The organism is Luteibacter sp., assembly GCF_036500425.1.
GTDB lineage: Bacteria > Pseudomonadota > Gammaproteobacteria > Xanthomonadales > Rhodanobacteraceae > Luteibacter.
This window is the reverse complement of record NZ_DASYCB010000046.1, coordinates 1-26,554: the sequence shown is the minus strand read 5'-3', so window position 1 is coordinate 26,554 and position 26,554 is coordinate 1. Positions and strand designations below refer to the sequence as shown.

The 26,554-nt window shown below is 61.6% G+C and carries 26 protein-coding genes; 17 read left to right on the top strand and 9 right to left on the bottom strand.

Annotation, left to right across the window (positions count from 1 at the left end; all coding sequences use genetic code 11):
- Positions 1 to 421: 421 nt before the first annotated feature.
- Positions 422 to 886 (bottom strand): hypothetical protein, encoded by a 465-nt coding sequence (locus VGN46_RS11050; protein ID WP_331643692.1) that lies wholly within the window; start codon positions 884 to 886, stop codon positions 422 to 424.
- 178 nt (positions 887 to 1,064) lie between these two features.
- On the opposite strand from VGN46_RS11050, the gene VGN46_RS11045 reads away from it, so the two are divergent.
- The 4 genes from VGN46_RS11045 to VGN46_RS11030 all read left to right on the top strand — a co-directional run bounded on the left by VGN46_RS11045 (position 1,065) and on the right by VGN46_RS11030 (position 4,908).
- The gene (locus VGN46_RS11045; protein ID WP_331643689.1) at positions 1,065 to 1,769 is read left to right on the top strand and encodes a dienelactone hydrolase family protein; all 705 of its coding nucleotides are present in this window, start codon (positions 1,065 to 1,067) and stop codon (positions 1,767 to 1,769) included.
- A 112-nt stretch (positions 1,770 to 1,881) separates the two neighbouring features.
- Positions 1,882 to 2,454, top strand: coding sequence for a hypothetical protein (locus VGN46_RS11040; RefSeq protein WP_331643687.1), 573 nt, complete (start codon positions 1,882 to 1,884; stop codon positions 2,452 to 2,454).
- A gap of 16 nt (positions 2,455 to 2,470) precedes the next feature.
- A complete protein-coding gene (locus VGN46_RS11035; RefSeq protein ID WP_331643685.1) occupies positions 2,471 to 3,112 on the top strand; it encodes a DUF2235 domain-containing protein in 642 nt (213 codons plus the stop codon).
- A complete protein-coding gene (locus VGN46_RS11030) occupies positions 3,109 to 4,908 on the top strand; it encodes a hypothetical protein (protein ID WP_331643682.1) in 1,800 nt (599 codons plus the stop codon). The genes VGN46_RS11035 and VGN46_RS11030 overlap by 4 nt, the downstream gene beginning before the upstream one ends.
- Positions 4,909 to 5,189: 281 nt before the next feature.
- Here the strand turns inward: VGN46_RS11030 and VGN46_RS11025 are convergent, their stop codons facing one another.
- The 4 genes from VGN46_RS11025 to VGN46_RS11010 all read right to left on the bottom strand — a co-directional run bounded on the left by VGN46_RS11025 (position 5,190) and on the right by VGN46_RS11010 (position 9,956).
- Positions 5,190 to 6,311, bottom strand: a complete 1,122-nt coding sequence (locus tag VGN46_RS11025) for a hypothetical protein (protein ID WP_331643679.1) — start codon at positions 6,309 to 6,311, stop codon at positions 5,190 to 5,192.
- A gap of 60 nt (positions 6,312 to 6,371) precedes the next feature.
- On the bottom strand, positions 6,372 to 7,961 hold the full coding sequence (locus tag VGN46_RS11020) for a M56 family metallopeptidase (RefSeq protein ID WP_331643676.1): 1,590 nt from the start codon (positions 7,959 to 7,961) through the stop codon (positions 6,372 to 6,374).
- Between the two features lie 163 nt (positions 7,962 to 8,124).
- Positions 8,125 to 9,033: a site-specific DNA-methyltransferase gene (locus VGN46_RS11015; RefSeq protein ID WP_331643674.1), complete on the bottom strand. Its 909-nt coding sequence runs from the start codon at positions 9,031 to 9,033 to the stop codon at positions 8,125 to 8,127.
- Entirely contained in the window at positions 9,030 to 9,956 is a 927-nt protein-coding gene (locus tag VGN46_RS11010) for a HindIII family type II restriction endonuclease (RefSeq protein ID WP_331643672.1), read from the bottom strand. Before VGN46_RS11010 ends, VGN46_RS11015 begins: the two co-directional genes overlap by 4 nt.
- Between VGN46_RS11010 and VGN46_RS11005 the strand changes: the two genes are divergently transcribed.
- From VGN46_RS11005 to VGN46_RS10995, 3 genes are all read left to right on the top strand, one after another.
- Complete coding sequence (locus VGN46_RS11005) at positions 9,946 to 10,788, top strand: DUF998 domain-containing protein (RefSeq protein ID WP_331643670.1); 843 nt, start codon at positions 9,946 to 9,948, stop codon at positions 10,786 to 10,788. The two genes, VGN46_RS11010 and VGN46_RS11005, sit on opposite strands and share 11 nt — an antisense overlap.
- Before the next feature lie 575 nt (positions 10,789 to 11,363).
- The gene (locus VGN46_RS11000; protein ID WP_331643668.1) at positions 11,364 to 12,497 is read left to right on the top strand and encodes an endo-1,4-beta-xylanase; all 1,134 of its coding nucleotides are present in this window, start codon (positions 11,364 to 11,366) and stop codon (positions 12,495 to 12,497) included.
- A 151-nt stretch (positions 12,498 to 12,648) separates the two neighbouring features.
- Positions 12,649 to 13,107 (top strand): hemerythrin domain-containing protein, encoded by a 459-nt coding sequence (locus VGN46_RS10995; RefSeq protein WP_331643666.1) that lies wholly within the window; start codon positions 12,649 to 12,651, stop codon positions 13,105 to 13,107.
- A gap of 76 nt (positions 13,108 to 13,183) precedes the next feature.
- Here the strand turns inward: VGN46_RS10995 and VGN46_RS10990 are convergent, their stop codons facing one another.
- Both VGN46_RS10990 and VGN46_RS10985 read right to left on the bottom strand, forming a co-directional pair.
- A complete protein-coding gene (locus VGN46_RS10990) occupies positions 13,184 to 13,945 on the bottom strand; it encodes an AraC family transcriptional regulator (RefSeq protein WP_331643664.1) in 762 nt (253 codons plus the stop codon).
- 68 nt (positions 13,946 to 14,013) lie between these two features.
- Positions 14,014 to 17,022: a sensor histidine kinase gene (locus VGN46_RS10985; RefSeq protein ID WP_331643661.1), complete on the bottom strand. Its 3,009-nt coding sequence runs from the start codon at positions 17,020 to 17,022 to the stop codon at positions 14,014 to 14,016.
- 169 nt (positions 17,023 to 17,191) lie between these two features.
- On the opposite strand from VGN46_RS10985, the gene VGN46_RS10980 reads away from it, so the two are divergent.
- A complete protein-coding gene (locus VGN46_RS10980; protein ID WP_331643659.1) occupies positions 17,192 to 17,824 on the top strand; it encodes a response regulator transcription factor in 633 nt (210 codons plus the stop codon).
- Positions 17,825 to 18,047: 223 nt separating this feature from the next.
- Here VGN46_RS10980 and VGN46_RS10975 read toward each other — a convergent pair whose 3' ends face one another.
- Entirely contained in the window at positions 18,048 to 18,425 is a 378-nt protein-coding gene (locus VGN46_RS10975) for a helix-turn-helix domain-containing protein (RefSeq protein WP_331643657.1), read from the bottom strand.
- An 80-nt stretch (positions 18,426 to 18,505) separates the two neighbouring features.
- Between VGN46_RS10975 and VGN46_RS10970 the strand changes: the two genes are divergently transcribed.
- From VGN46_RS10970 to VGN46_RS10940, 7 genes are all read left to right on the top strand, one after another.
- Positions 18,506 to 19,357, top strand: a complete 852-nt coding sequence (locus VGN46_RS10970) for an SDR family oxidoreductase (RefSeq protein ID WP_331643655.1) — start codon at positions 18,506 to 18,508, stop codon at positions 19,355 to 19,357.
- 266 nt (positions 19,358 to 19,623) lie between these two features.
- Positions 19,624 to 20,052, top strand: coding sequence for a lysozyme inhibitor LprI family protein (locus tag VGN46_RS10965; protein WP_331643653.1), 429 nt, complete (start codon positions 19,624 to 19,626; stop codon positions 20,050 to 20,052).
- A 27-nt stretch (positions 20,053 to 20,079) separates the two neighbouring features.
- Complete coding sequence (locus tag VGN46_RS10960; RefSeq protein ID WP_331643651.1) at positions 20,080 to 21,456, top strand: peptidoglycan-binding domain-containing protein; 1,377 nt, start codon at positions 20,080 to 20,082, stop codon at positions 21,454 to 21,456.
- A 142-nt stretch (positions 21,457 to 21,598) separates the two neighbouring features.
- Complete coding sequence (locus VGN46_RS10955; protein ID WP_331643649.1) at positions 21,599 to 22,261, top strand: response regulator transcription factor; 663 nt, start codon at positions 21,599 to 21,601, stop codon at positions 22,259 to 22,261.
- The gene (locus VGN46_RS10950; protein WP_331643647.1) at positions 22,258 to 23,445 is read left to right on the top strand and encodes an ATP-binding protein; all 1,188 of its coding nucleotides are present in this window, start codon (positions 22,258 to 22,260) and stop codon (positions 23,443 to 23,445) included. The genes VGN46_RS10955 and VGN46_RS10950 overlap by 4 nt, the downstream gene beginning before the upstream one ends.
- 65 nt (positions 23,446 to 23,510) lie before the next feature.
- Entirely contained in the window at positions 23,511 to 24,176 is a 666-nt protein-coding gene (locus tag VGN46_RS10945) for a DUF3313 domain-containing protein (RefSeq protein WP_331643645.1), read from the top strand.
- Positions 24,177 to 24,245: 69 nt separating this feature from the next.
- Complete coding sequence (locus VGN46_RS10940; RefSeq protein ID WP_331643643.1) at positions 24,246 to 24,791, top strand: paraquat-inducible protein A; 546 nt, start codon at positions 24,246 to 24,248, stop codon at positions 24,789 to 24,791.
- A 16-nt stretch (positions 24,792 to 24,807) separates the two neighbouring features.
- Here the strand turns inward: VGN46_RS10940 and VGN46_RS10935 are convergent, their stop codons facing one another.
- Positions 24,808 to 25,209 carry a helix-turn-helix domain-containing protein gene (locus VGN46_RS10935; protein ID WP_331643641.1) on the bottom strand — a complete coding sequence of 134 codons (402 nt, stop codon included), beginning with the start codon at positions 25,207 to 25,209 and terminating at the stop codon, positions 24,808 to 24,810.
- Positions 25,210 to 25,298: 89 nt separating this feature from the next.
- On the opposite strand from VGN46_RS10935, the gene VGN46_RS10930 reads away from it, so the two are divergent.
- Together VGN46_RS10930 and VGN46_RS10925 are read left to right on the top strand one after the other, a co-directional pair.
- Positions 25,299 to 25,709 carry a DoxX family protein gene (locus VGN46_RS10930; protein ID WP_331643639.1) on the top strand — a complete coding sequence of 137 codons (411 nt, stop codon included), beginning with the start codon at positions 25,299 to 25,301 and terminating at the stop codon, positions 25,707 to 25,709.
- Between the two features lie 12 nt (positions 25,710 to 25,721).
- Positions 25,722 to 26,468 carry an SDR family NAD(P)-dependent oxidoreductase gene (locus tag VGN46_RS10925; protein ID WP_331643638.1) on the top strand — a complete coding sequence of 249 codons (747 nt, stop codon included), beginning with the start codon at positions 25,722 to 25,724 and terminating at the stop codon, positions 26,466 to 26,468.
- The last annotated feature ends 86 nt before the right edge of the window (positions 26,469 to 26,554 follow it).

Here is a 26,554-nt window from a genome sequence, read left to right as displayed (position 1 = left end):
CCGTGCCTGCAGACTAGGCAGGCGGTCCGTTTACCGGCGAGGTGCCACCAAGGGGATTCGGTGGGCGGGGTAGTGCCGTATGATCAGCGGCATCCATAATCAACTCTCTTTCAGTTGGTTGTGGTTAGCGGGCCAGGGGTGCTTGTAACACCTCTGGCTCGCGACTCTCACCGCAAAGCGCGGTGGTCACCAGCGCAGTAGCTTCGCGGGCGCGCTGGTGACGAGAGCAACCTAGCAGATCAGGCGCGTGTTGTGTTCACGAAGTCGGAAGTGAATGGGCTTGGTTCGCTTGTTGATGTTGATGAGCGTTGATGTGGTGACGCTATGGTCATGTTGCGCGTCGCTTCGGACTAGATCGATTCGCCATGCGCGCACCGAAAGACTTCAGATAATCCTGATCGCCGCGGCCGATCGCATCAAGTCACCGTTCAAGAAATCCAGTGGGAATCCAGAACGCCGCTTCCCCGTTTGTGCCCGACACTTTCGCGTTGTTGGTTTTCTTGCTCACTTCAAGCACCACCACGCTAGCGCCTGACTTCAACGGCGAGCATGCTTTCAAAGCCTCATTCGCTGATGCAATGCCAGATGCCTCACGCAAGCGCTTCAGCACATCGACGCTATCCCCGGTAGCCTTCGCCTCCACCGCATTAGGGTCGACCGTCGCCTGTTGCGTACTCGCCGCATCGGCCGCCACCAGATAGAGCATGAAGTTGCTATAGGCGGCTAGCGCATCCGTGGCGCAGATCGCTACCGGTTCGCCCGGGGCGCTATAGGTCGTGACATGCTGGCCGACGTCGCAGGCATCCTCTCGGCACGTCGTTGCCGTGGCGGAGGTGGCGAGGAGGGTGAGGGCAAGCGAAACGAGGATCGTCGATGTGCGCTGCATGTAGGAAACTCTAGGGGTCGAGATCGGTCCGGGTTGGTGGAGACTATAGCCGGTCGGGCGTGCTTCCAGCTGCGTCCCTCGCTTATGCGCCGCCCGTGCAAATCCCGGCCATTTCCAACAAGCCCGCGAAATACCGGCAGGTGATGGTCCGCAGGCCCCCCCTCAGGAGTATCTGACCGTGAACAGCACCATGACCGTCAAGACCGACGCAGGCGAGTTTTCCGCATACATCGCATACCCGGAGGTAGAGCGTGCTCCCGCCGTGGTTGTCCTGCACGAAGTATTCGGGGTCAACGAAGATATCCGCCTCACCTGCCAGGCCCTGGCCACGGAAGGCTTCATCGCCATCGCGCCGGATCTCTTCTGGCGGCAGGAGCCAGGGGTCGATCTAAGCGTCACGTCAGAGGCTGACTGGAAGAAGGGGCTGGCGCTCTATATGGCTTATGACCGCGACGCGGGCGTCTCCGATATCGCGGCCACCGTGGCGGCAGCGCGGGAGCTACCCCGATCGACCGGCCATGTCGCTGTCATGGGTTACTGCCTGGGCGGCCTGATGGCGTTCCTCACCGCGGCACGCAGCAAGGTGGATGCAGCCGTGGCCTTCCATGGGGGCGATACCGACAAGTATCTCGATGAAGCCGCTTCGGTCAGTGCACCTTTTCTTATGCATCTGGCCGGCGCTGATGAGTTCATCAGCACAGCGGCCCAGACGCAGATCAAGGAGGCGTTCGCGGGCAGGCCGAACGTCGCGATCTATACCTATGCGGGCTGCCACCACGCTTTCTCCCGCCACGGCGGTGCGCACTATGATGCTGCAGCGGCCAAATCGGCCAATGACCGTACCTGGGCATTTCTGAGAGAGAAGCTCGGGCTGTCTGAGTGACATCAGACCGACTTTTCAGAATTTTCGCGTAGTTTTGTGACGGCCTTCGAGGCTAGACTTCCGGCGCAACCTAGAATTGCTGTCTATGGAATGTTGATCTGGAGGATCACAGATGCCGTCAAATGAAGTGGAACGCGAGCTTGCTGGCCCGCTCTACGGGCAAGAGCCGTGGCCGATCCGTTTCTACTCCCACACCTTCGCGGCCGCGTGCTTCAATACACTCGCGTGCAGTTTCGTCTACAACCGCTATCAGTTTGGTACTCAGAAGCGGGATTGGACGGGCCAGATCCAGGACGTACCATCCGGTCCGCCGCCGGCCGATCGCGATGTTCTCTGGAACTCCGGGCATATCATTTCGCCCAAGAAGGGTCAGACCTTTCCCGGACCCGTTGAGCTTGCCTGGACTGCTCTCGACAACACGCCCTTACATGCTTCCGTGGACCTGGACGCCATTTTCAGGGACAGGCTCGTTCTACACAGGGTTTCACGGGAGCAGGTTAAAGAACCCTGGCTTCAGACGCTGTCGCGCGATCCGGTAAGTCCGATGATCCTGGTCGAACTCGACGATCGGACGGTTAGTGTCTACATGCAGGCGTCGATCGCAACCGAGGCGGAACAAGTTCCAGGCAATCCGAGCAGCCATCAGCGCAGCGACGCAGTACTCGCGTGGACACATACTTACTGAGCAGGGAACGCTTACCATGGATGACAAGAAGATGGCCGCCGATGGCGGCCCGATGGATGCGGGTGGCCACGACTACGCCGATCCTCAGCACCTTGCGAGGCTAAAGGACGCAAGCGACGAACTATCCCGGTTCAAGACGCCGATGTTTTTGCATGCCGGGGAGCGTGGAGAACGCCTTTTCGTTGTCGCGTTCGATGGCACGGGGAATAACCAATACACCGATCCAGACCATGCCACCAACGTGGCGAAGATTAGCAATGAGCTTGAAGCCGCCGCACGACGCGATCCACGGATCAGCGTTCATTACATAGAGGGGCCGGGCACAACAGGCAATCGCTTAGAGCGTGGTTTTGACAGCGCTACCGGGGCGTCGTACGAAGCCAACATTGAGAAAGCCTATAAAGCGCTCGTCACGAAGGCGAACCAGTGGCACACAGCGGACCCTGAGGCGAAAGTTCGTGTGCAAGCCATCGGCTTCAGCCGAGGTGCCAGCCAAGCCGCAGGCTTCACAAATATCGTTCATGAGCGAGGAATCCCAGACCCTTCTTCCAAGGTAGAGCGAGTCGATGGCGTCCACTACACACGCTATCTTGCTTCACCAGGAAAAACGCCCCAAGCGGTCGGACTCTTCGACCCGGTAGCCACCGGTGCCCCGTGAAGTTTGACCGCCGGCTTTCTTCATCAGTCGTGTCCGGCTTTCAGATCACCGCAAGGGACGAGTTTCGCGCTTCGTTCCCGTCTGATCAGGTCATCCCGCCAGGTGCCTCGGCTGACGGCCGCTTCCTGAACCTTACTGTTCCCGGTGCGCATTCCGACGTCGGTGGTGGATACCTAAGGAATGGGCTGTCGGTTAGGTCCGGTAACTTGATGCGCGACTATCTGGGTGCATTCAATGAAACGCCCAGCCTCGTGAAGGAATTTGAGCCCACCGACACCAGGTTTAATGTCCTTCACCGATCAGTAGAAGGGGAGCACGTCTTCCGCCTAGACCCTCGCGTTGGAGTGCGCGGTTTCCCCAGCGGCACCAATCAGGTGCTGGCGCCCGAGCACGCAATGGGTGCGGGTTCCTGGCCGCAGAAACCAGCTGACCTCGATCCGAGCCTGGCTGCTCCCACACGCCACATTCCCATTGGCGCTCCGACCACCGCGCCGAACCCGCATCTCAACTTCGCTCGGCCGACCGCGGCCCAGCTAGCCGAAGCAGCGCGGGGACCTTCCTATGCAGGCACGTTGGGTCGCGCAGCGGGACTTGGCGCCACAGTGGTCGATGGTGTGAACAGCGGCGGCGCTGCGGTCGATGCGTTCGAGGCAGGCAATCATGCGGGTGCCACGTCCCAGGTTGTCCATTTTGCTGGGCGCAATGCCGGTGGCTGGGCCGGAGCCGCCATGTTCGCTTCGGCGGCGGGCGCAGCTGGCGTCGAAACCGGACCCGGGGCACTTGTTGCTGCAGGTATCGGCGGCATCGTGGGCAGCGTGGCGGGCGAGCGACTGGCGAATGAGTACGACCAGTACCGCATTAGCCACCAAAAAGATGCGCAGGGTAGGGAGTGGACGCTTGATGCGGCGCATGGGTGGTCACAACGCCTTCCACCGTTACCTAACCATCCACGGGAACAAATCGTCGTAGCCAGTCCCGAGCTCTCACGTCGGCTATCCTATCAAGCAAGCAATACCGCGGTTGAACTGGCGCTTGCTAACAACTATGAGCCCAAGGACCCATACAGGCAGGCGCCGACGGATCACGATGCGCGCACCGCAGACGCAGTGCCTTGGATTCGCGATCCTGACTCCAAGGCGTGGTCGCGACACGTAACAGATCAGTGGCTCGAACACGGCATGTCGCGATCGCACATTGAGCACGCGTCGCCACAACGTGCAGCTGAACTCGATGCCAGCGCCGAACAAACCATTCATGAGAATGTCGCCCAGTCCCACCTTGGCGTCGCTGAGCGCTACCTGGCGGTTTATGAGCAGGAACGCTGGCACGAGTTGGGCAAGGTGCCGACCGCAGTCCAGCACGCGGTCCTCGCCCCCACAGAAAAGCTCATGGCCTCTGATGGGCATACCTATACCCACGACCGGTCCGGCGACTGGTCGTCGCCTGGCTTCTTAGGTACGCGACACGCGACTGATAACCTCCGCGAAGAGCTGGATCGGAGTTCAGCCGTCGCGAAGAACACCAGTCAGAAGGTCGACGAAGAACTGGCATCGATCGATCGGGCAACATCGTTCGCCGACGTGCCCGGCCGGTCGGACGCATCGCTGAAGCCAAGGCCTGCCCGATCGTACGAACAGGTCATGTGCGTCTTGCTGATCTCCGGCTGCACCCGTGCCCAGGCAATCGTCGTGTCGTTCATGCCGGCGTCGAAGATGACCGTCGGCGAACCCGTGCCACGGCAATACAGATTCAGATGCCTGCCGCCGATATCGACGAGGCGAGCGGGGCCCAGATAGACAGGGTCGGTGACAAGCGGGCGGGGCGGCGCCTCATTCGCCCATGCGGGAGTAAACATCACCAGGGAGCTTGCCGTCGCCGACGCGACAGAGAAAACGGCGGCGACAACGAAATAGCGGCAGCTCATAGCGACGTCCCTGTGCGGTTGGGTGGAGTCCTTCGGTAGCGAGTGTGCGGGGTGGGTGTCGGGCACGGCAAGTGAGGCCACAGACAGCCACCTCAGTTCGGTCCTTCCGGCTCCATGAGCAGCTGCGCGAGAGCACGGCAACGACTGACCCGTTCACAGATTAGCGCCGGCCTTTCGCACCAACGTATCAAACGCCTCCGCTGTCTGCTCGTCGGTAAAGTCACAGTGACCATCGCCCACCGGATCGAGCACGGTTAGCCACTTCGCGCTTCCCGCCGCTTTGATCTGGGCCGGGTATACCCCATGGAATCGTGCGGGGATGGTCTGGTCAAACGCATTCCATTGCATCACGAGCGGGGTTTCGATTTGGCCCGTCAATGTGACGTTTTGTTTGGCATAGGCCATCGCTTGCGGTGAGGCGCTGTAGCGATGCACTTTACGATTGAAGGCGATGTCGTCACCGAAGCCCTCGTACACCTCCTTGCGGTTATCGACCGGCATCCCGCCCGCGCGCTTCTCGAATTCGCGGAGCACCATGTAGTAAAGCGCCAGGGTGGGCAGCGTTTCCGGCCGCTCCTCCAGGCGCTTTGCCAGAGTGGCAGCCTCGTTCGGGTGCGCCTCCAAGGCCTTGGCGATGGTGTCGGGCGGGATGGCCGGTGGAGAATCAGGTGCCGCCAGGTCGGGAATGACACCCGGTATCAACGCATCAAAGGCCACGAGCGGTGTCACCGTGCCCTGGTCCAGGAAATCCGGTGTGGATACCGTTAACCCGCAGGTGATCATCGCGCCAGCATAGGTGTGGGGGTAGCGTTCAATGCTGGCGGCGACTTCCAGCCCTCCCAACGAAAAGCCATAGATATAGGTGTGGCTCGGCATTACATACGTTTTGACAAAGTATTGGCGGAGCCGTTCCGTGTCGGCAATCGCGTCGCTTACCGCCCAGCCCTGCGATGCGTATTGGCTCTGGGCGACGGCGAAGCCTTTCTTGAGGAGCACGGGAGTCGAATCGGCCGCCGTCATCGGCGTCGAGACAGGCGCCCCCACGGGCTGATAGCCATGCACAAGCATGACAAGATCGCCGTTCCAGTTAGCGGGGACATCGATGCGGTAGAGGGCCCCATGCAACGTGCCGGTGTAGGCTCCAGGGCTGGGCTTCGCGGCATGGGCCGGCCAGGATGCGGCAGCGCTGCATAGGGCCACGGCCAGATAGAGTCCCGTAACGTGGCGCCATGTTGTAGAGGTCATCTCATCACTCCAGTGGTTGGCATAGGGCACAGCGCTGCCTGCGCGGCCACGGTAGGGCCGCCTGCGGGCACAACGCGATGGGGTTGAGTGTCAGGTCTGCTGCGGGGAAGCCATGGGCGAGTACCGAACGGCGTTCGCCAGGGTACCGTCCTGATCGACCACCAACATGATCGTTTCGTCGCCGTTCTTGCGTTTGACGAGATAAGTATCCGAACCGAATTCGTTCACACCCGTGAATGCGTAGGATTGAACCGCGCCGATACGAGCAAGATAGGCCTCACGCGCTGCTTTCTGCTGCTGACGTTCCCAGGCGAGTTCGGGACTCATACCGGTGCCACTGTCGGGATCGCTGAGAAGCAGACGCAATGCCTTTTCGCTACCAGGAAAAGGCTTTTGTGTTTTGATACGGTCGGCGAGCGCTTGATTGATCTGCCGCGCGGTTGCCTCGTCGATGCGTGGCCGATCAAGGATGACGCGTCCCGCCTGGGTAGCGATCAGGCGCATGGCGCGTCCGGACGCATCCGTGACAAAGCGCACGGCTAGCGCATCGTTACCTTGCACGGTGAATTGATCATGGCTGACGCGAGTGAGCCGGAAAGGCTTGGGCGCGGACATCTGCCCAGTAATGCGGACAGAAAGGCCCCCATCCGCACGTGTCACGTCGATAAGCGAGATGGGGCTGACCTGATAGAAGCCCGTGTAGCGATCAAGCGTCTCCGGGCCTGGCGTCACCGCGGAGCGCTGGGTTGGGCGGCTCGCGTTAGGCGGCGTGACCTGTGCCGCAACGACTGCCATGCCGATCGAAAGACACAGGCATGCCACGGTGGATGCCCGCACCCACTTGCCGGGCTTGCGTAGCATCTGGCGAATGCGAAGCTCAAGAAACGAGACGGAGTCGCTCATCGCCGGGAGCAGGGGGATGTGCTTCGATTTCTGCTGGCCGACGTAAAGCAGGGTCTCGCAATAAGCGGAAACGTCGCATCCACCTTGAAGGACCCGTGCATCGCAATCCATCTCGATGGCACGACGTAGTCGATGAAATTGCCACCACAGCAACCCGTTCCACGGCATCAGTGTCAGCAAGCCCAGCGCGAAAGCGATGACAAGCGGGTCGCGGGCTTCCAGATGGGAGCGTTCGTGGGCGAGAGCGTACCCCTGTTGCGACCGGGTCATCTGAAGAAGCCACTCGGGTACGACGATTTGCGGACGGATCAAGCCGATAACGGCGGGTCCGGTATCGGGTGCGATGCACACACGTTCACCGTATAGGGTGTCATTCCGCCAGCTGCGCCTGCGTCGCGACACCCAAACCATACCGAGCGAAAGCGTTAATATCATGAGTGCTGATGCGGATACCCACAGGTCAACGGCGACGTCATCAACGCTGATGGACAGCCCGTATACCGGGACGTCATCGAGATGGATTTGTGTCAGGGGCGTTTGGATCGACGTCGCATCACTCAGCACCAGCGATCCCGCCGTCCGGCCCTCTGCGAAGCTACCGGGCAGCTGTATGGATGCGCAGGCAATGACGATCGGCACTACCAACGATCCGAGCATGGACGCGACCCATAGCCACCGCGTAGGCGCGGCGCGACCCTTGGCGGCCCGTTCGGCCATGAACGCAGTCGTGGCCAAGGCAAGGGCCACGAGCACCGCATAAAGCATCCAGGCAATCATCAGGGTTCTTCCTCGCCGGAACAGGTTCGCTACTACTATGGGCATAGTAGTTACTCGGCTGGAGACCGTAAGTCAACTATGTAGATAGTAGATGGGCTTTCCTGGTGGGTTCCGCCGGCTGGCCGGGCGCGCTGAAGCAGGCGAGCGGGCGACCTATGGCCTTCTAGAAGAGCCCGCCCTTGAGCTCATCCAGCCGGCCTACCGCGGCTTGATAATGCGCATCGTCAATCTCGAAGCCGACGTACTTGCGACCCAGGAGCTTGGCGGCGACGAGGGTCGTGCCCGATCCGCAGAAGGGATCGAGTACGACATGATCCTCGGTGGTGACCAGTTCGATAAGCGACTTCATCAGCGCTAGCGGCTTCTGCGTGGGGTGATGCCCGCGCTCGTTCGGCCCGAAGCCGGAACGGATAATGTTTTCCGGTTCGCCCTCGGCGCGGATGAACGCCGCCTCGTTGTAGGCGCCGAGGCCATAGGCCAGCACGTTGTCGGCGATGGTCTTGCCTTGCTTGTACGGCTTCATGCACCAGATAACGGGTTCGAAGGTCGGCCGCAAATTACCCAGGCGCCAACCGTCCCACTTCTCAGCACTCTCGGTGTCGCCTCGACGGTCGAATACAACGCTGAGTCGCTGCGCGCGATGCACGGCGGTGGGGCGCTCCCAGGCGAGCATGTCGCGGAGGACGAATCCGGAATCTTCCATTGCGACGATGCAGCGATGCGCAAAGCGACGCCCGGCGAAGATGATGGCGGATCCACCGGGCTTGAGGACACGGTTCCACTCGGGTGCCCAGCTGCGGCACCATTCGTAGTACTCGCGCGGCATGGCTTTGTCTGCCTGGGACCAGCCGTTGATGGGTTTGCCGCGTCGTTTGAAGACGTCGCCCGCCCGCGCCTGAGCTGGGCTGCTGCCCAGGAAGGCGGAGTTCGTGTTCGCATGCAGGACATCCCAGTCCGCCGCGCCAATACCGTACGGGATATCGCTGAGGATCAGGTCGATCGATGAATCGTCGATTTGAGCAAGGCCTGCGATCGAATCCTGATGGTAGATGGTGTTCTCGGTGATGCTCATTGAGCGGCAGGCCTTCCGAATTCCAGCAAGTTGTTTGAGGCTATGTTCTTGACCACGCCGACGCGTTTGTCGATCTTGTGCATACGCAGAAGATCTGCGATGGCGTCTTTGTGACTGAGGTTGCGGATTCGCGTTTCCTCTTTGGCCAGGAAGGCGGTGGCCTCGTCTTTCGCCACGACGACGGCCTCGATGGCAGCCTGCTGTTCTTCTTCCCAAAGATCGTGCACTCGCTTGTTGAAGCCGAGCATGGTCTGGTTCAGGCAGGTCCAGTACGCCACCGAGTCCTTGGTGGCCTTTAGTGTCTTGATGCAATCCAGGACGGCGCGCAGCAGCGTTTCAGCGGCGGATTTCCCGGCCAGATCGGCATAGCGAACGATCACCGAAAGATGAGCGTAGGTCATGAGGCATACGTTTGAGGCGCTGGCCTGTTGGTAGATCTGGCTCGCTTTCGTCGGGAGCTGGTGCAGCGGGCAAACCACGATCGCAAAGTCCTTGCCCTTCTTCCATCCGTGCATGGACGCTACCTTGAAGTCCTCCGCGTTCTTCGCCGTCCGGCTGATCCTGAAGGCCTTGGCATCAGCCACCAGGCTGAAGTCCTTGCCGAAGGCCTCAACGTCCGCCGCATCGGCGCGCTCCGTCAGCACGGTGCTTTTCAGGCCGATCGCCTTGAATGCCTCCGAGAGCAGCGCGTCGGTGTACTTCGAGTACTGCTTCTCTTCACTGGTGTCGTGGCCATACACCTCGGGGATGTCACCTGCCATGCGCAGGTGGCCTACCAGGGCAGCCGTACCTTCCTTCTTGATCTCGGTCTTTAACTCGCCCTCTAAACGCAGCGAGTCATCATTGAATCTCTGACCCAGCTTGGCGATCTCATCGATCCAGTTCCGGCGGCGCTTAAGGTCTGCGGTGGTGATGAAACGCATCTTCAACGACTTTCCCCTGGATTTGTGCTTTGAGCCGCTGATCGGCTGTAACCTATTATTTTTACACAAATTCGGTTCGTGGGTAAGGGCTTTTGCTTCGGGTGGCGAAGGCTTTCGGTTGGCTCCGCCGCAGGCCTGGGTAGCCCCGGCTGTCCCGGGATCGCAGGTGGCGGCCTGGCTCCCGCCATGGCTAATGCCTGCCTGGTCAGCTAGATTCGCCGGGCGTGCGCAACGACGCACGTCCGATATGAACAGGGGAGTTCGTTACGTGACCAAGATGTTCTTGCGTGCAGCCATGGTGCTGCCGCTCTTTGGGATGCTCATCCCGATGGTGGTGGGCTTTTTCGTTCCAGGGTATTCCTCCATCCATCAGCACATGAGCGAGCTCGAGCTGCTCTCGCCGACGATCGCGATGGCATGCCGGGTCGGCGCGATTATCGCAGGCGGGTCCATCCTGGTATTCGCCTTTGCACTTTTACTGCACGGTAGCTCGCGCTTTGCGTTCACGGCGCTAACGGCGGCCATCTTTGGCGTCAGCATGATCTCGAATGGGGTCTTTACGATGGGTAGTCCTTTGCATGGGCTCTACGCTATCGGCCTTACTGTCATTCTTTGTCCTGCGTTCTTCGCAGCTGAGCGTGGCGAAGGTAGGGACACTATCTCCCTGGCGGTGGCGTTCCTCGTGCTTGTGTACATGTGGGCGCTGATGACCGGTATGGACCCAGCGGTGACGCGTGGACTGACGCAGCGGTTGATCACGATCCCGATGTTTGGGTGGTTTGGGTATGCGAGTTGGTTGGTTTTGCGTGAGGTTGGTGGCGGGCGATTTTGATGACGCAGGACTAACCAGCCTGCTCTTGTAGGAGCGCGCTTGCGCGCGATCGATGGTTGAGGCCAGCGCCCATCGCGCGCAAGCGCGCTCCTACAGGGGGTTGGTTAGGGTGGGTTGCCACGACGGCGGCGTTGGCAGCCCTCACGCGTGGCCAACGCTCGCGCGGCGCTTCCATCACACCGCCGGGCTCACCGTGGTGTTCCGTAAAGGAGCCGCCTATGAACAGCGACACGCCTACACCGAGCGGCACACCCGATCCGGGTCCGATCGGCGATCCCACCTCCCCAGACAAGCAGCCGCCGTCACCCGATATCGATCCGGGGAAGCCGCAGCCACCTGACTACGATCCGCCGGCGCCGAATTCACCGGACCCGCGCGACCACCCCATTGAAGAGCCCGAACCTGCGGGTCCCCCGGCGTCGCCAGGCAACCAGCCGACGGCCGGTGGTGCATTCGAAGAGCACGGCTCCCTCAGGTCCGGGCCAAGCCGGGGCACCCTTCCACACGTTCAACGTCCGCCGTTGACGTTATGATCGGACCAGGATCAACACCGTCTCGCGAGGAACGGATCATCCATGCGCGCTCCGATGAAGTTGTCCCGCCGTGATTTTCTGCGAGGGCTCGCGGGTGCAGCCGCTTTCGCACCATCAACCCTTATCGCGGCGCCCGAAGCAGATATTCCGTTGCACCGCCTGGCCGCAGCGAAAGGTATCTGCTTTGGCTCCGAGATCGGCCTTGGAAACATTGACGACCCTCATGTCGTTCACTTGATCCAGAACGAATGCGCCATGGTCGTGCCCGAGAACGAGTTCAAGATGTATGCCATCTTGCCCGATCAAGGTGGCGCCCCCGACTTCAGCAACGGCGACCGGATCGTCGCCTTTGCCAGGGACCACGGTAAGTTACTGCGTGGACATAACCTGATCTGGATGAAGGATGAGGTCGCCCAGCCCTGGTTACTGAATTACGATTTCGGACCGCGCCCTCGCATTGCTGCTGAGGCGTTCATCAGGAACTACATACACGAGGTGACGCAGCACTTCGGGCCCGCGGTTACTTCATGGGATGTGATCAATGAGGCCATCGACGTAGGTACGGGAGAGCTTCGAAACTGTGTCTTCACGCGCATCCTGGGGCGCGACGCGGTTCGTATCGCATTCGAGGCGGCACACGAAAGCATGCCTAAGGCCCAGCTTTTCTATAACGACTACATGGACTGGCGTGCCGATAGAGAGCCACATAGGCAGGGTGTGTTGAGGTTGCTGAGATGGCTGCAAGATCGACACGTTCCTGTTCACGCGCTCGGCGTGCAGAGCCATATCAAGACGGCCCAGACACCCTTTGATCCCGACCGATGGGGTGTGTTCTTGAATGATGTGGCGGCTATGGGATTTTCCATGGCCATCACGGAGTTCGATGTGAACGATCAGATGGTACCGGGCACCGTGAAAGAGCGTGATCGACAAGTGGCGGATATCGCAAGGCTATACCTCGATCAGATGTTGTCGTTTAAGGAGGTCAAGTCTTTTCTCCTCTGGGGTATTTGCGACAAGTACAGCTATTTGCGGGATGTGAGAAAGCGAGCCGATGGGAGGCCGGTCCGTCCTAATCCTTATGACGACAGGTACCATCAGAAGCCTCTGCGGGAGACGATTGCGTTGGCGTTGAAGCATGCGCCTGTTCGAACCGCCGATCGCCCGCCTTTGTAGGAGCGCGCTTGCGCGCGATCGGTGGGTGAGGCGAGCGCCCATCGCGCGCGAGCGCGCTCCTACAGGGGTTGGGTTAGGGTGGGGGCGCCGACTACGGTTTGCACACAATCTATCACCGAGGATGGGGGCGTCTTCCTGACCGTTGTGTGCCATGCCAGAAACCATTTTCGAAGCCCTGCGCGAAAGCCACGCCAGGCAACGTTCGCTCATTCGCAAGTTGGTCCGTGCGAAGCCCGGGCCTGACCGTGTGTCGCTGTTCTCCCGCCTGCGCATTGAGCTGGCGGCGCATGAAGCTGCCGAGGAGCGCTTTCTCTACGTACCCATGTTGATGGATGACCGTGGGCTCCATCCCTCCCGGGACGCGCTGGCTGATCATCACAAGATGGATGATCTGGTCGAGAAGATGCAGACGCCGCGGCATAGTGGGCGTCATTGGACGGCCACGCTTGCGAAACTATCGGATGAGTTGCATGAGCATCTTCGCGAGGAGGAGCGGAGTTTTTTTCAGATGGCGGGGAAGATTCTGACTGAGAGTCAGAAGACTGTGTTGGCGAAGAAGTATCGGAAGGACTTTGCTGTTATGGAGCGTAGGTTGATTGAAGGTGGGTGAATGGTGAAGGGTGGTGCGTGGCTTGATGCCGCCGCTTGTGCCTGTCGCGCGCAAGCGCGCTCCTACAGGGCTGCGGTTATTCTGGCTGTGCCGGAGTCCCTGCCTGATATCGCCTACGCCAACCACCCGGTGGCACGCCAACCAGTTTTGTGAATGTCCGTGTAAAGTGGCTTTGCGCCGCGAAGCCGCAAGCGCTTGCGATCTCGCTAAGACACAGGCTCGACTCCACCAGCAACGCCTGCGCGCGTTGAACCCTGCAGCGGATCACCCACTGCCATGGGCTGATTCCTAGCGTTGCGCGGAACGCCCGGACGAAGTGGCTTTCGCATACGCGGCATACCGCTGCCAGTTCCGCCGTGGCCAAAGGCAGCCCGATCCGTTCCTCGACATACTGTGTGGCGCGTTTGATCTGCCAGGGCGAAAGGTGGCCGGGAGGTGTGAGGTTCGATATCGCTTCAGGCCCTTCGGCATGTGAGAGTCGCAAGGCCAACGCCGCTTCGGCGACGGCGAGCGAGGGCACATCGTCCTGCGCGGCGAGCCGTGCCAGGGCCAGGCACAAGTGCGCTGTCACGCCCGTCTCTGCATGGCGCGAGGGCGTAGGCGTCAACACGACGCCGCTTTCTGGACCACCCGCGCCGGAGGAAAAGGCGATAAGCACCGCGCCCAGCCCGGGCTCACGCGGATAACTTAGCGAGGCCACCGCATGGCGCGCAGCAAGTGACCCGAACGTTCGCTCAAGCGCGGCGCCTGCATGGCAGGTTGCCCATCGCTGTGTCGTATCCACTACGAACCCCACGCGCGGCGCGACGTGCGCCGGCGCTGCGGCAAGTGCCGGCATAACGCCACCTTTCATCGTGTGATCGATGGTTAGACGTTAAGCGGCATGGCGCGGCGGCGATACCCTCTTTATGTTGAACTCGCAGGTCGTCCGGTACGCGGGGCGTAGATGATCTTCGCCGGCACGCTCAGATGGATTTCCGTGCCTTCACTGGGCCCGGTCTCCATCTGGAATGTTCCCTTTAGCTGGGCCATCCGCTCGCGCATCCCTTTCAGGCCGAAGTGTCCGCTGTGCAACGCACGCTCGGTCGCATCGTGAGATACACCGTTTCCATCATCCACGACGATCACCCAGAACGCCTTGTCCTCGTAATCCACGAGCACGCGCACATTCGAAGCCTCCGCATGGGCGAAGGCATTGCGCATGGCCTCGAGCACGACTTCGCGCACTTCGGCGGCAGGGCCGTCTTTCAAAGGGCGGGACACACCGGTCGCTTCGATCGCAAAGGTGACGCCATAGCGCGCCTGTAACTGCCGCCCTTCTACGAGCAGCTTGTCGTAGAGCACCAGGCCGGCATCCTGGTCACGCCGCAGCGAAGTGATCTGGTCGCGGCCCTCGGCAATGGCCTGGCGCGTGTCGCGGCTCGCTTCCTCGAGCGTGGCGTGCGCATCGGGCGGTATCGCGGGATCATCCGCCAGGCGCGTGAGCGTGAAGGTCAGCGCGTTCAGGCGTTGCAGTAGGGTGTCGTGGATGTCACGCGCCACCGCTTCGCGTTCGTCCGATCGAATGCGCAGGCGCCGGGCGATCGCCCGCGCACGCAGGCTATGTACGAGCCATAGCAACAGTGCGATGGGCAGCAGGCCAGCGGCTCTGAACCACCACGTCTCGTAGAACGCCGCCTGCCGCTGGAACTGCACTACGGCGGGAACACGGCTTTGCACGCCCGCGCCTGACATCGCCACGACCTCGAAGCGATACGCACCGGGGCTGAGGTTGGTAAACGTCGCTTCACGGCGGTGGCCGACGTCTTGCCAGGCATCGTCGAGCCCGACCAGCCGATAGCGAAACCGCACGGTGTCAGCACGATCGAGCGCCGGTGAGGTATAGCGGATACGTAGCGTGCGTTGTGCGGACGACAACACGGGATGCCCCGCCGCATCGACGTTCACGGTACCGACGCTTTCCAGCCCATCGATATGGACCAGCGGCACGGCGTCGTCCTTGCGCAATCGTGCCGGGTCGATCCAGCCCAGTCCTGAATCCGTCTGGATCCAGATGCGTCCATCCGGTCCAAGGCGCAGACCGGGGTGAGTCCAGGAAAGCGTGCCATCACCGGGGACGCCATCGTCTTCCGTGTAGACATGGGGACGAATACGGAACGATGGATCCCGTGCGGCCCGCGTGAGGTCCTCCACGGTGATGCGCAACACGGCATCGAGCGACTGGACCCAGAGATTGCCCTGCGCATCGACGACGAGGCCGCACACGGGCGCTGCGAGCGCCGGATCAGCGAGGGCCAGCGTGCTGAAACGGGTGCCATCGAACCATTGGACGCCAAGGTCGCCGCCGACCCACAGGCCGCCCTTCGTCGGGAATACGGACCGGATTCCGCCTAGGGCCAGGCCCTGTTCCGGGCCGAAAGTCGCGCGCGCCGAACCATCGACGATGCGATAAAGCCGGTTCTTTTCGCGGCCGCCCGTCCAGACATTCCCGCTCGCATCTTCCGACAGTACCCACGGCCCCACGGGATGGTTGAGGACCTGCTTCCAGTCACTATCGCGCGAGTACAGCAGCCCACTGGCGCCGGTGAACGACTGACATGTGTAGAACGCGCCGTACCGATCCCTCAGCATGCACGGCAGGGTACCGACATTCTTCAGCTCGTCCTTGTGGGCCATGACGATCTTCGGTGCGCCCGGAAGCAGTTGCCAGACCCCGCTCATGCCGGCCGCCCAGGCCGTGCCGTCCCGCCGGTCGGCGAAGGTCGCCACGGTCAGGCGGGGAATGGGCGTCTCGGTAGGCGTGCCCGCTCCGGCGAGGAACAATAACCGATGGGTCTCGCTACCGACCCATGCGTTGCCTTCACCATCGATCGCGGCGCTTACCGTGTGGATGCCCTTGGGCAGGGGGATGCGCGTGAAGGGAGCGGGCCTGAAGCGATCCAGGCCTTGCGATGTCGCCACCCACACATCACCGCGGCTGTCGCCGGTGGCGAAGGTGGTGTAGTTGTCGGTCAGGCCCTGGTCGTTCGTCATCATCTCGACGACGGGCGCGGTGTGGTTTGCTTCCGCGGTGGCCAGCGCCGCCGGCGATGCATATTTGAGGGCGGCGACGGGGCTGGTCATCCAGAGCGAGCCGTCGTCGTGCTCGTACACATTGAGGCCATAGCTGTCGAGTGTTGCCGTCACCTGCTCGAGCGTGAGCCCGTGGCGGCGAAAGATGCGCAAGCCCGACTTGCCGTACACGTAGACGCGCCCGGATGCACCAAAGGTGATCGTGCGTATGCCCCGGCTATCGATCGCGACCTCGTGTGGTGTAGTGCTTCCCGCGGGCAGGACCAGGAACCGGCTGGCGTTGATGATCCAGAGGTTTCCATCGGGGTCTGCGGCCGCAGAGAGGATGGGCCCCTCGGGGGTACGCGGGTAAACCGCCTGCCACGACGTACCGGTGAACTTCATCACCGCCTCGGCGGTGCTGGACCACACGCCTCCCGGCCCGTGGAAAAAGTCGCCGTGTAGACCCACGTAGCCCTGCGCCTTGCCGAACGTCGTCAGATGCCCGTTCTTGAGCAAGGTGGCACCGCCGGCGCTGGCGACCCACAGCCCACCGTCGCGGTCGGCGAAGAGGCGTTCCACCTGGGTGTCGGGGAAGCCTTCGCCCTTCAGCGGCACGAACGGCACGAAGCTCTGGCCGTCGTAGCGGGTGATGCCTTTGCTGGTAGCGAGCCAGAGATAGCCATCCGTGGTTTCGGCCATGTCGTAGACAGACCCGGGCCCGCCGTTCTGGCGCAGGAACGCCGTGTGGTAGTAACCGTTGAGCGAGGTGGGGAGGTCGTTACGCGTGCTACCTGCGGCGGCCTGGGTGGCGAACATCAACAGAAGCAGGCACCAGGGCCGGAGGGTGTTGAGCACGGACACGGCGGCAGACTCCCCCTTAAGAGATGCGATGGTGCAGGCTGATCCTTGCACACGCAAGTATGCGCGGACGATGAGACGTCTATTTGCAGGAAATCACCCTTTCGGACGTTGCGCGGGCGATTCCTGCCGACCGATGATGTGTCACTGGCCCCGACCGAGGATGTCCGCCATGCCCGGCCAATCCACTGACATACGCGTCCTCATCGCCGATGACCACCCGGCGATGCGGGCGGGCCTAAGCCATGCTGTCGGTGCGGAGCCGGATATGGTCGTGGTCGGCGAGGCGGTGGATGGGCAGGATGCGATCGAGCAGTTCAAGGCTACCCGCCCGGGGCTGGTGCTCATGGATATCCAGATGCCGCGGGTGGACGGCCTGGAAGCGATCGCTGCCATTCGCGAACTCGACCGTGATGTCGTCATCGTCGTGCTGACCACGTATCCCGGCGATGCCCGGGTCATGCGTGCGCTTACGCTGGGTGCGACGGGCTACCTGCTGAAATCGGCGACCACCAGCGATATCGTCGCCGCGATCCGCCAGGCGATCGCGGGCAGGCAAGTGCTCGCCAGCGAGGTCCGCGGCGAACTGGCCAAGCACAGCGGCTCCGAAACCCTGACCAGCCGTGAGCTGAGCGTCCTGCGCCTGATCGCGACCGGCAGCAGCAACCGCGAAATCGGCGACGCGCTGAATATCGCCGAGGAAACCGTGAAGTCCCGGGTCCGCAGCATCCTCGCCAAGCTCGGCGCCAACGACCGCACCCACGCGGTAACCCTGGGCCTGCAACGAGGCTTCCTGGAACTGTAGGAGCGCGCTTGCGCGCGACGGGTGCTCGCGACAATACCCACCCATGTAGGAGCGCGCTTGCGCGCGACGGGTGCTCGCGGCAAGACCCACCCATGTAGGAGCGCGCTTGCGCGCGATGGGTGCTCGCGGCAAGACCCACCCATGTAGGAGCGCGCTTGCGCGCGACGGGTGCTCGCGGCAAGCCCGATCGCGCGCAAGCGCGCTCCTACACAGGGTGGGTGGCTTAAGACGGGAAGCGGTTGTTTTCGATCCAATCCGCCAGGGCGCCCACTTTCTCCGCGGCGCCTTCGCCCAATGGCGTAAGGCTGTATTCCACATGCGGCGGAACGACGGGCAAGGCCTTTCGTTCGACGATCCCATCCGCCTCGAGCACCCGTAGCGTCTGCGCCAACATCCGCTCGCTGACCATCCCGATCGACCGGCGCAATTCACCGAAACGTTCTGTCCTTCCGCGCAGCGCGATAAGCACGAGCACCCCCCATTTGCTGGTCAGGTGATCGAGGATCACCCGCGAAGGGCAGTTCGGATCGAGCACATCGCCGAGCCTTACCCGGGTCGAGAAGGAGGGCGCGATATCGGGTGTGGGCGCGGGCGTGGGCATACTTACCTCGGTGTACGTACTTTTCGTAAGTAAGCTACAGGATTAGGCTGGGGCCATCCATCCCCACCTGCGAGATCCCTATGTCTATCGCTGTTTCTGGCGCCACCGGCCAGCTTGGCCGCCTTGTCATCGAACACCTGAAGAAGGTCGCCCCGGCCACCGAACTGATCGCCCTGGCGCGTTCGGTGGAGAAGGCCAATGACCTCGGCGTCCCCGTGCGCCACTTCGATTACGCCGCTCCGGACACCCTCGCGCCTGCGCTGAAAGGCGTGAAGCGGTTGCTGCTCATCTCGTCCGATGCGGTGGGGCAGCGCATCCCGCAGCATCGCAACGTGATCGAAGCAGCGAAGCAGGCCGGTGTGACCAGCATCGTCTACACCAGCGTGCTGCACGCGGATACATCGCCGTTGAGCCTCGCCGCCGAGCATCTGGAAACGGAGAACCTGATCAAGGCCTCAGGCCTCTCCTTCACCCTTCTGCGTAATGGCTGGTACACCGAGAACTACACGGGCTCCGTCCCGGCCGCGGTAAAGAACGGCGTGCTCGCGGGAAGCGCTGGCGACGGCAAGATCTCCTCGGCGGCGCGCATCGACTATGCGGACGCGGCTGCTGTGGTGTTGGCGACCGAGGGCCATGCCGATACGACCTACGAACTGGCCGGCGATACCGCTTACACGCTCAGCGACCTGGCCGCCGAGATCTCGCGCCAGACCGGTAAGCAGATTCCCTACAAGAACCTGCCGGAAGCCGAGTACGCTGATGTGCTGCTTAAAGCAGGCTTGCCGCCGCATTGGGCGCATGGCCTCGCCAGCTTTGATGTAAGCGCGTCGAAGGGTGCGCTGTTCAATGAAGGGCGCCAGCTTTCCCGCTTGATCGGCCGCCCCACGACGCCGCTAGCCGAAAGCGTCAAAGAAGCCCTCGCCAAGATCTAACCCCGCCCTTTGTAGGAGCGCGCTTGCGCGCGATAGGCCTTGCCGCGAGCACCCATCGCGCGCAAGCGCGCTCCTACAGGGGGCGTCAGAGCTGATCCTGAACATTGCGAGGATTTTTCAGAATTTTCCCGTAGTTTTGCGGCAGATGGCCGGGATAGACTTCGAGAATTCGGCCGTGGGCGGAAATCGTCACCCGTTCTCAACCCAGTCAATAGTCGATGCGGTACCGTTTGGTTTACCGTTTTCGATAGAAAGGAAGGCGTAGCGTGCGACTAATAGCAGCGGTTGCCATTGCAGGGATGCTTGGGTTTGTATCACTTACCGCATTGGCTCAGGACCCCAATGAGCCGACTGATCTGGATGAGCAAGCCCGATACCTGGGTTTCCGTCCTTCGTACTACACCTGCATCGATCACAACGATGGCTCGATGCCGTCGTTGCAGGCTTGCGCGGATGCGGAGTTCGTTTATCAGGATAAACGCCTGAATCGGGTGTATGGAAAACTTGTGAAATCCCTGTCGGCTAGCGATCGCATCGCGCTGCGAGATGAAGAGCGTGCGTGGATCAAGAAGAAAGATGGAGCCTGCGTGCTCGCCGAGCATCCCGGCCAGGGGCAGATGCTTGACGCAGCATCGTGTGCAGTCACCGAGACAGCACGTAGGGCTCGTGAACTGGAACATCGCTTGACTAAGTAGTGCGAGAAACAAGGAGTAGAGGAATAAATGACGGAACAGAACGATTGGAAGTTGGGCCAGACGTCGCTTTATTTCGAAAGCGGCGGTAGGGGTCCCGGAGCAGTATCCACCGGAAGGGATGATCACGGTGGAATCTCGTACGGGACCTACCAGATGGCTAGTCGGGTAGGTGTTGTTCAGGACTATCTGAAGACGTCGGCCTATGCGGATAACTTTAAGGGTCTTGAAGTGAACTCGGCGGAGTTCATCGCGGAGTGGAAGCGCCTCGCTGGTGATGATCCGGGTTTCGGTGTCGACCAGCACGACTATGTCCAAAAGACCCACTACTCACCTTCGTTTCAAAGTCTGAAACGGAATGGCATTGATCTTGATTCCAGGGGTGAAGCATTCAAAGACATGGTCTGGAGCACCTCGGTTCAGTACGGACCTGGTAGCAGCACCATGAGCGTCATTTCGCGCGGCCTCAAGGAGGCTTACGGCGATGACTACAAAATTGACGATCTCTCCGATGCGCAGGTCGTCACGGCTGTGCAGGACTCAAAGCTGAGGCATGTTGCTGGGGACTTCCGCAGTTCCATGAAGAGCACGCCCGGCATCGAGACAAGAATCGACGCTGAAAAGTTTGCGTTGACCCATCTCGCTGAGACAGGTAATCCTTTACCAATGTCTGAAATCGCGGCGTATCAACGGTCAGTACAACCGTTGCAGGTGGGTATGCGCGGCGACGCTGTCGCCGCTATGCAGCGAGATCTGGGGGATCTCGGTTATCTTTCTCGTTCTGGACTAGCTCCCGATCCGGATGGGCACTTCGGCAGAGGTACAGAGGAGGCGCTGAAGTCATTTCAACAGACTGAAGGTCTCGTCCGGCACGGCGAAGGATCTGTCCTGACGTTACAGCGGTTGCACGAACAGGCCCGGTCTCGGGACGTGGGCATGGAGACTATTCGGGCGCAATCGGCATCCATGCCCCAATGCCGCCTTGATGATCCCGCCCATCCAGATCATCGAATGTTCGTTGCAACGCGTGCGCTAGTGCGCGATCTTGATCGGTCCCACGGCCGATCGCCGGATGACCGAAGCGACAACCTCGCTGCGTCTCTGGTCGTTGCCGCGCGTCAGTCCGGTCTGGAGCGCATAGATCAGATAGCCTTGAGTGATGACGCCAGCAAGCTTTGGGGCGTGCAGCGGCCGGCGGGCGTGCGAGACCATTTCTTTGATCGCCAGGCGAATACCGACACCGTTCAGGCGTTGAACACGTCAATCAGCGAGTCATCAAATCGGTGGCCGGATGCCATGCAGGCATACGAGGCCGTGCGGCAGGGTGAGCAGCAAATGCGTCAGCAGACGTTGGATCAGCAGCAGACGCAGACGCAGAACGGCCCCTCAATGTCTCTGGGGCGCTAAGGCTGGCGCCACCTCGTGAATCGTAGGGCGGCAGCGCCGAGTGTGGTTGCCGTTCGTGGCGCGTGATGGCCGGTGTTAATGAAAACCTAATCGCCGTGTCGCAAGCTAGGGGACTCGCCCTCCTACTCGCCCCGAGCCCGCCGTGAACCTCCTCCTGGTTGAAGACGACACCATGCTGGCCCAGGCCATCTGCGATGGCATCCGGCAGCAGCAGTGGGCGGTGGATCACGCCGGGGATGCGGCGGCGGCCCGGACGGCTCTGGTCGATCATGCCTATACGGCCGTGCTTCTCGACATCGGCTTGCCTAAGGGCTCGGGGCTGGACGTGCTGCGCTTCCTTCGCGAACGCTTCGACGCCACCCCCGTGATCGTCCTCACCGCCCGCGGCCAGCTGAGCGATCGGATCCAGGGGCTGGATGCCGGGGCGGACGATTACCTGGTGAAGCCGTTCCAGCTTGGCGAGCTGCTGGCCCGGCTGCGGGCGGTTATCCGCCGTGCGGAGGGGCAGGTGGTCGGGCATCTGACCCAGGGCGATGTCATCGTCGACCCGCTCCGCCGCACTGTCAGCAAGGCCGGGCAGTCGGTGGCGCTTAGCGCGCACGAGTACCAGCTGCTGCTTTCCCTGTTCAAACGAGCGGGTCGGATCGTCAGCCGCGAGGAACTCGAGCGTGCGGTCTATGGCGACACGGCGGCAGTGGGTAGCAATACCGTCTCGGTCTTTATCCACCAATTGCGCAAGAAGCTGGGCGATGGCGTGATTCGTACCGTGCACGGGCAGGGTTACACCACGGGGGATTCGCCATGAAATCGCTGCAGTGGCGTGTGCTCGCGGCGCTTGGCCTGGTGATCGTCTTTGCCTGGGCGATGTCGATCACGATGTTCGTGTCGTATATCAATTATGGGCAGACGAACGTCTGGCGCTCGGGGCTACACGATCTGGGCGATAAGCTCGTCAAGGTGCTTCCCGATGGCGCGGTTCCCGCCACACCGGCATCGGTGGCCGTGGCTGCGGGTGGCAATGCAACGACGCAAGGCCATGCCGCTCCGGTACATGGCGCGGCCGTCTCCGAACCGGCCAGCATCCTGACCGCCATGGTGCTCAACACCGCCGAGCTGGCGATCGTCGGCGTGTTGACGTGGTGGGCGTTGATGGCTGCACTGAGGCCGCTACGCGCCATGTCCACCGGCCTCGCCCACCGCGACCCCTATGATTCCGCGCCCCTCCCCGTCGACCAGGTGCCGACCGAGCTACGCCCATTAATTACCGCATTTAACACGCTGCTTGCGCGCGTCGATACCGCCATGCGCGCCGAACGCCAGTTCATCGCCGATGCGGCGCATGAACTGCGCACGCCGCTCGCCGCCTTACATGTGCAGGCGGAAGTCGCGCTGGCCGCCGACACCATGGAGGCGAAAGACATCGCGCTCGAACGGCTGCTTGAAGTCTCCCAGCGCACGCACCGGCTGGCGGAACAGCTGCTCGATCTCGCCCGCCTCGATGCCGGCCTGCATGCCAGCGGCATGGTCCCCGCCGACCTGCTGGAACTCTCGCGCCATGTGCTTAGCGAGTTCCGTATCCAGGCGGCCGAACGTGACATACGGCTTCAGCTCGATGGCGGCTCGTGCCTTGTCCACTGCGATGTCGATGAAATGGGCATTCTTATCCGCAACCTCGTGGATAACGCGATCCGGCACGGCCGCGCGGGCGGGCAGGTGACCGTGGCCTGTCTCAGCGTGGCGCGGGGCGGGGGAGAAGTGCGGCTGGAAGTGGTCGATGATGGCCCCGGTGTCCCCGATGCCGACCTGCGTTCGATCTTCGATCGCTTCTACCGCGCCCCGGGGACGACCACCCAGGGCAGTGGCATCGGCCTATCGCTTGTGGCAGGCATCGCGGCGTTGCATGGCGCCACCGTGGAGGCGAGCCGGGCTTCCACCCAGGGCGGGCTGAAGGTCGCGCTGACATTTCCTGCGACCCTAAAAGATTCCTAAAAACTCTTTCCTACCCTGTCGTCGAACCGGCCCTGCGCCGCCTCCTTCGACTACCAGGAAAGATCATGCGTCTCCATGTCCCGCTCACCGCGTCGTTCGCCCTCTCTGCCGCCTTGTTGACAGGTTGCAGCCACCCCACGAAGCCGGTGGCCTACCAGGACATCGAATCCTCCGTTTATCTCCGTCCGAACGAAGCGGCGAAGGGACCACACGCGCTGTACACCTACGACAGCAACGTGGACTGGCACGCTTATCATTCCTTCATGATGGATCCGGTCGCGGTGTATCGCGGCGCGGATGCACAGTTCGGCAAGGTCAGCGAAGCGGAGAAGGGCGAGCTCGCGATCTACACGGACAACCAGTTCGTCGATCGTCTGAAGCAGCACTTCGAGATGGTGTCGCTCCCGCGTCCCGATACCTTGCGTATCCGGGTCACGCTGACGGGTGCGCAGCGCACGACGGCCTTCCTCAGCACGTTCACCAAGATGGATATGGGTGGCATGCCGATCAATTCGGTGAAATCCATGACCGGTGGTGAAGGCCTGTTCATGGGTTCGGTCAGTTACGCCGTCGAGGTATTCGATGCGTCCAACGGCAAACTGCTAAGGGCCTACGTCGACAAGCAGTACCCGAACGCCATGAATTTCAAGGCGAGCTTTGGTCCCTTGACGGCCTCTAAGAGAGGCATCGACAAGGGGGCCGAGAGCTTCGTGAGCAGCCTGGGGCGGTGATATGGATATCCCGCAAGCGCGCGCCTGGGTGCGGTGGTCTGTGGCAGTTGCGGCGCCACGGTGATCGGCATGGGCAGCAACGGATCGGAGCCTTGCCCCCGTTGCGGCACGATCGTGCCCGCCGTGTGGCACGGCGATCTCGAAGTGAGCTGGATGTTGTTCGTACTGGGAACGATCGGTTTCGGCGCATCCCTGTTCTTGCCGTTCGTCGGTTACGTGGAGCAGGGATATGCAGACCGGGATGCGACCTTGTATGAGGGCATCAGCACGCTTTGGCATCGGGGTGCGTGGGAGATGGCCCTGGTGGTGTTCCTCGCCGTACTCATGCTGCCCTTGTTTCGTTGTATCGGGCTCGGCGTGCTTCTGTGGGCAGACGACTTCAGCGTTACGACGATGAGAATGCCGCGGATGCGGTTACTGCGCATCCTTCAGGCGACAGGTCGCTGGGTATTCCTGGAGGCGTTGATCATCGGTGCTGCGGCAGTGGCAGGTGCGCTGGGTGTGCACTTGACGATCGATGTTGAAGCCGGCCTCTACCTCTACGCGGTCGCTGGCATTCTCATGTCAGCCGCCGTGCAGGCGTTTGATGTCCGCCGGATCTGGCTTTCGTCATAGTGATTTGGCTACCACGCTAGGGCGTACTTCCCTTAAGGCGTTTCCCTTGATCCGCTTTACGTCCGCGCGTGGTGGTCTTGTCTGGCAGAGTGCCGCCGTACGCTTCCCACCAGGCTTGCAGGGCCGCCATCGTCGGCCCCAAGCCTTGCGCCTTCTCCGTGATGGCGTACTCGACGCGTGGCGGCACCTCGGCATACACGGTGCGAGACACGAGGCCGTCGTCCTCGAGTTCGCGCAGCTGCGCAGTCAGCATGTGCTGCGTGACGCCGGGTATGGCTTTTCGAAGCTCTCCGAAACGATATGCGCGCTGGTTAAGCAGCCACATGATCTCCAGCTTCCACTTCCCAGAGAGCAAGCTGAAGGCTCGTCGCATCTCCTCATGCATGTTGAGTTCACTGCGGTCAGTCTGGTTTTTCATACTAGGCCCCATGAATTCATCCTACTTTCGCGAATCGATGTTAGCCCACATCCTAGCGGAACGTCGGTTGATCGATCTGAGGAAAATACATGGCAGCCACCTATGCTTACTGGGTCAGTACCGCGCTGCTGTCCCTGCTTTATTTCGCTTCGGCGTTTCTATACATCACGAAGCGTGATTTCGTCAGAAGCGCGCAGGCGGAGATGGGTTATTCGGCCGCGCACCTTCTTCCGCTTATGGTGGTCATCAAGGTCCTTGGTCCGGTCGCGATCCTCTCGCGATTCCCGGTGGGGCTCAGCGATCTGGCTTACGCAGGCATGCTATTTCACCTGTCGCTGGCTGCCCTGGCGCACTTCGGCATCCGGAAACCAGCCGGCGCATGGCCCGCCCTCATCGGACTGGCTCTTCTGGTCGTTTCGTTCACGACCCAAAACACCGCTCGCGGCATGCCTTCTCCCTATGGCGTGACTGCGGCGACACCTCACGTAACCTCTCATTGAAGGCTGAGCATCATGGGTAGACTCACTGGAAAAGTTGCTTTCATCACGGGTGCGGGTCGCGGGATTGGCCGTGCAACGGCTAAGCTATTTGCTGCCGAAGGTGCAAAGGTGGCGGTTGTCTCGCTGACGCAAGCCAACGTCGATGCGGTCGTCACTGAAATCAGGGAGGCCGGCGGTACTGCGCTTGGCGTGGTGTGCGACATTGGCGATCACGTTCAGATCAAGGCGGCGGTGGAGTCGGTTGTCGCGGCATTCGGCGGCATCGACGTCCTCGTCAATAATGCGTTTGATCCCTCCGTGGTGCTGTCATCGGTGCTTGATCTGTCGGTGGACCAGTTGCAACGCAACTTCGATGTGGGTCCGATCGCTTATCTACGCACGATGCAGGCGGCTTATCCGTATCTGAGAGCGAGCGGGGAGGGCAGGGTCATCAACTTCGCCTCACTGGCGGGTGTTACTGGCCTTGCGGGTTACGCGCCCTATAACCTCGCGAAGGAAGCCGTGCGCGCCCTTACCAGGACAGCAGCGCGCGAATGGGGCGCCGACGGAATTACCGTCAACAACGTATTGCCCATCGCCGACACCTGGGGTGCGGCGAGCGCCAATATACCGGCTCCGGCGAATGCACTGGGTCGATTTGGCTCACCCGAGGAAGACATCGCACCCGTGGTGCTCTTCGTGGCGAGCAAGGATGCGCAGTTCATGACGGGTTACAGCCTGACGCCTGACGGCGGCATGATCATCGACAGCGCTCGCTGATTCATCAGCGTTAGAAGCAAAACACCCCTGTAGGAGCGCGCTTGCGCGCGATGGGTCTTGCGGCAAGAGCCATCGCGCGCAAGCGC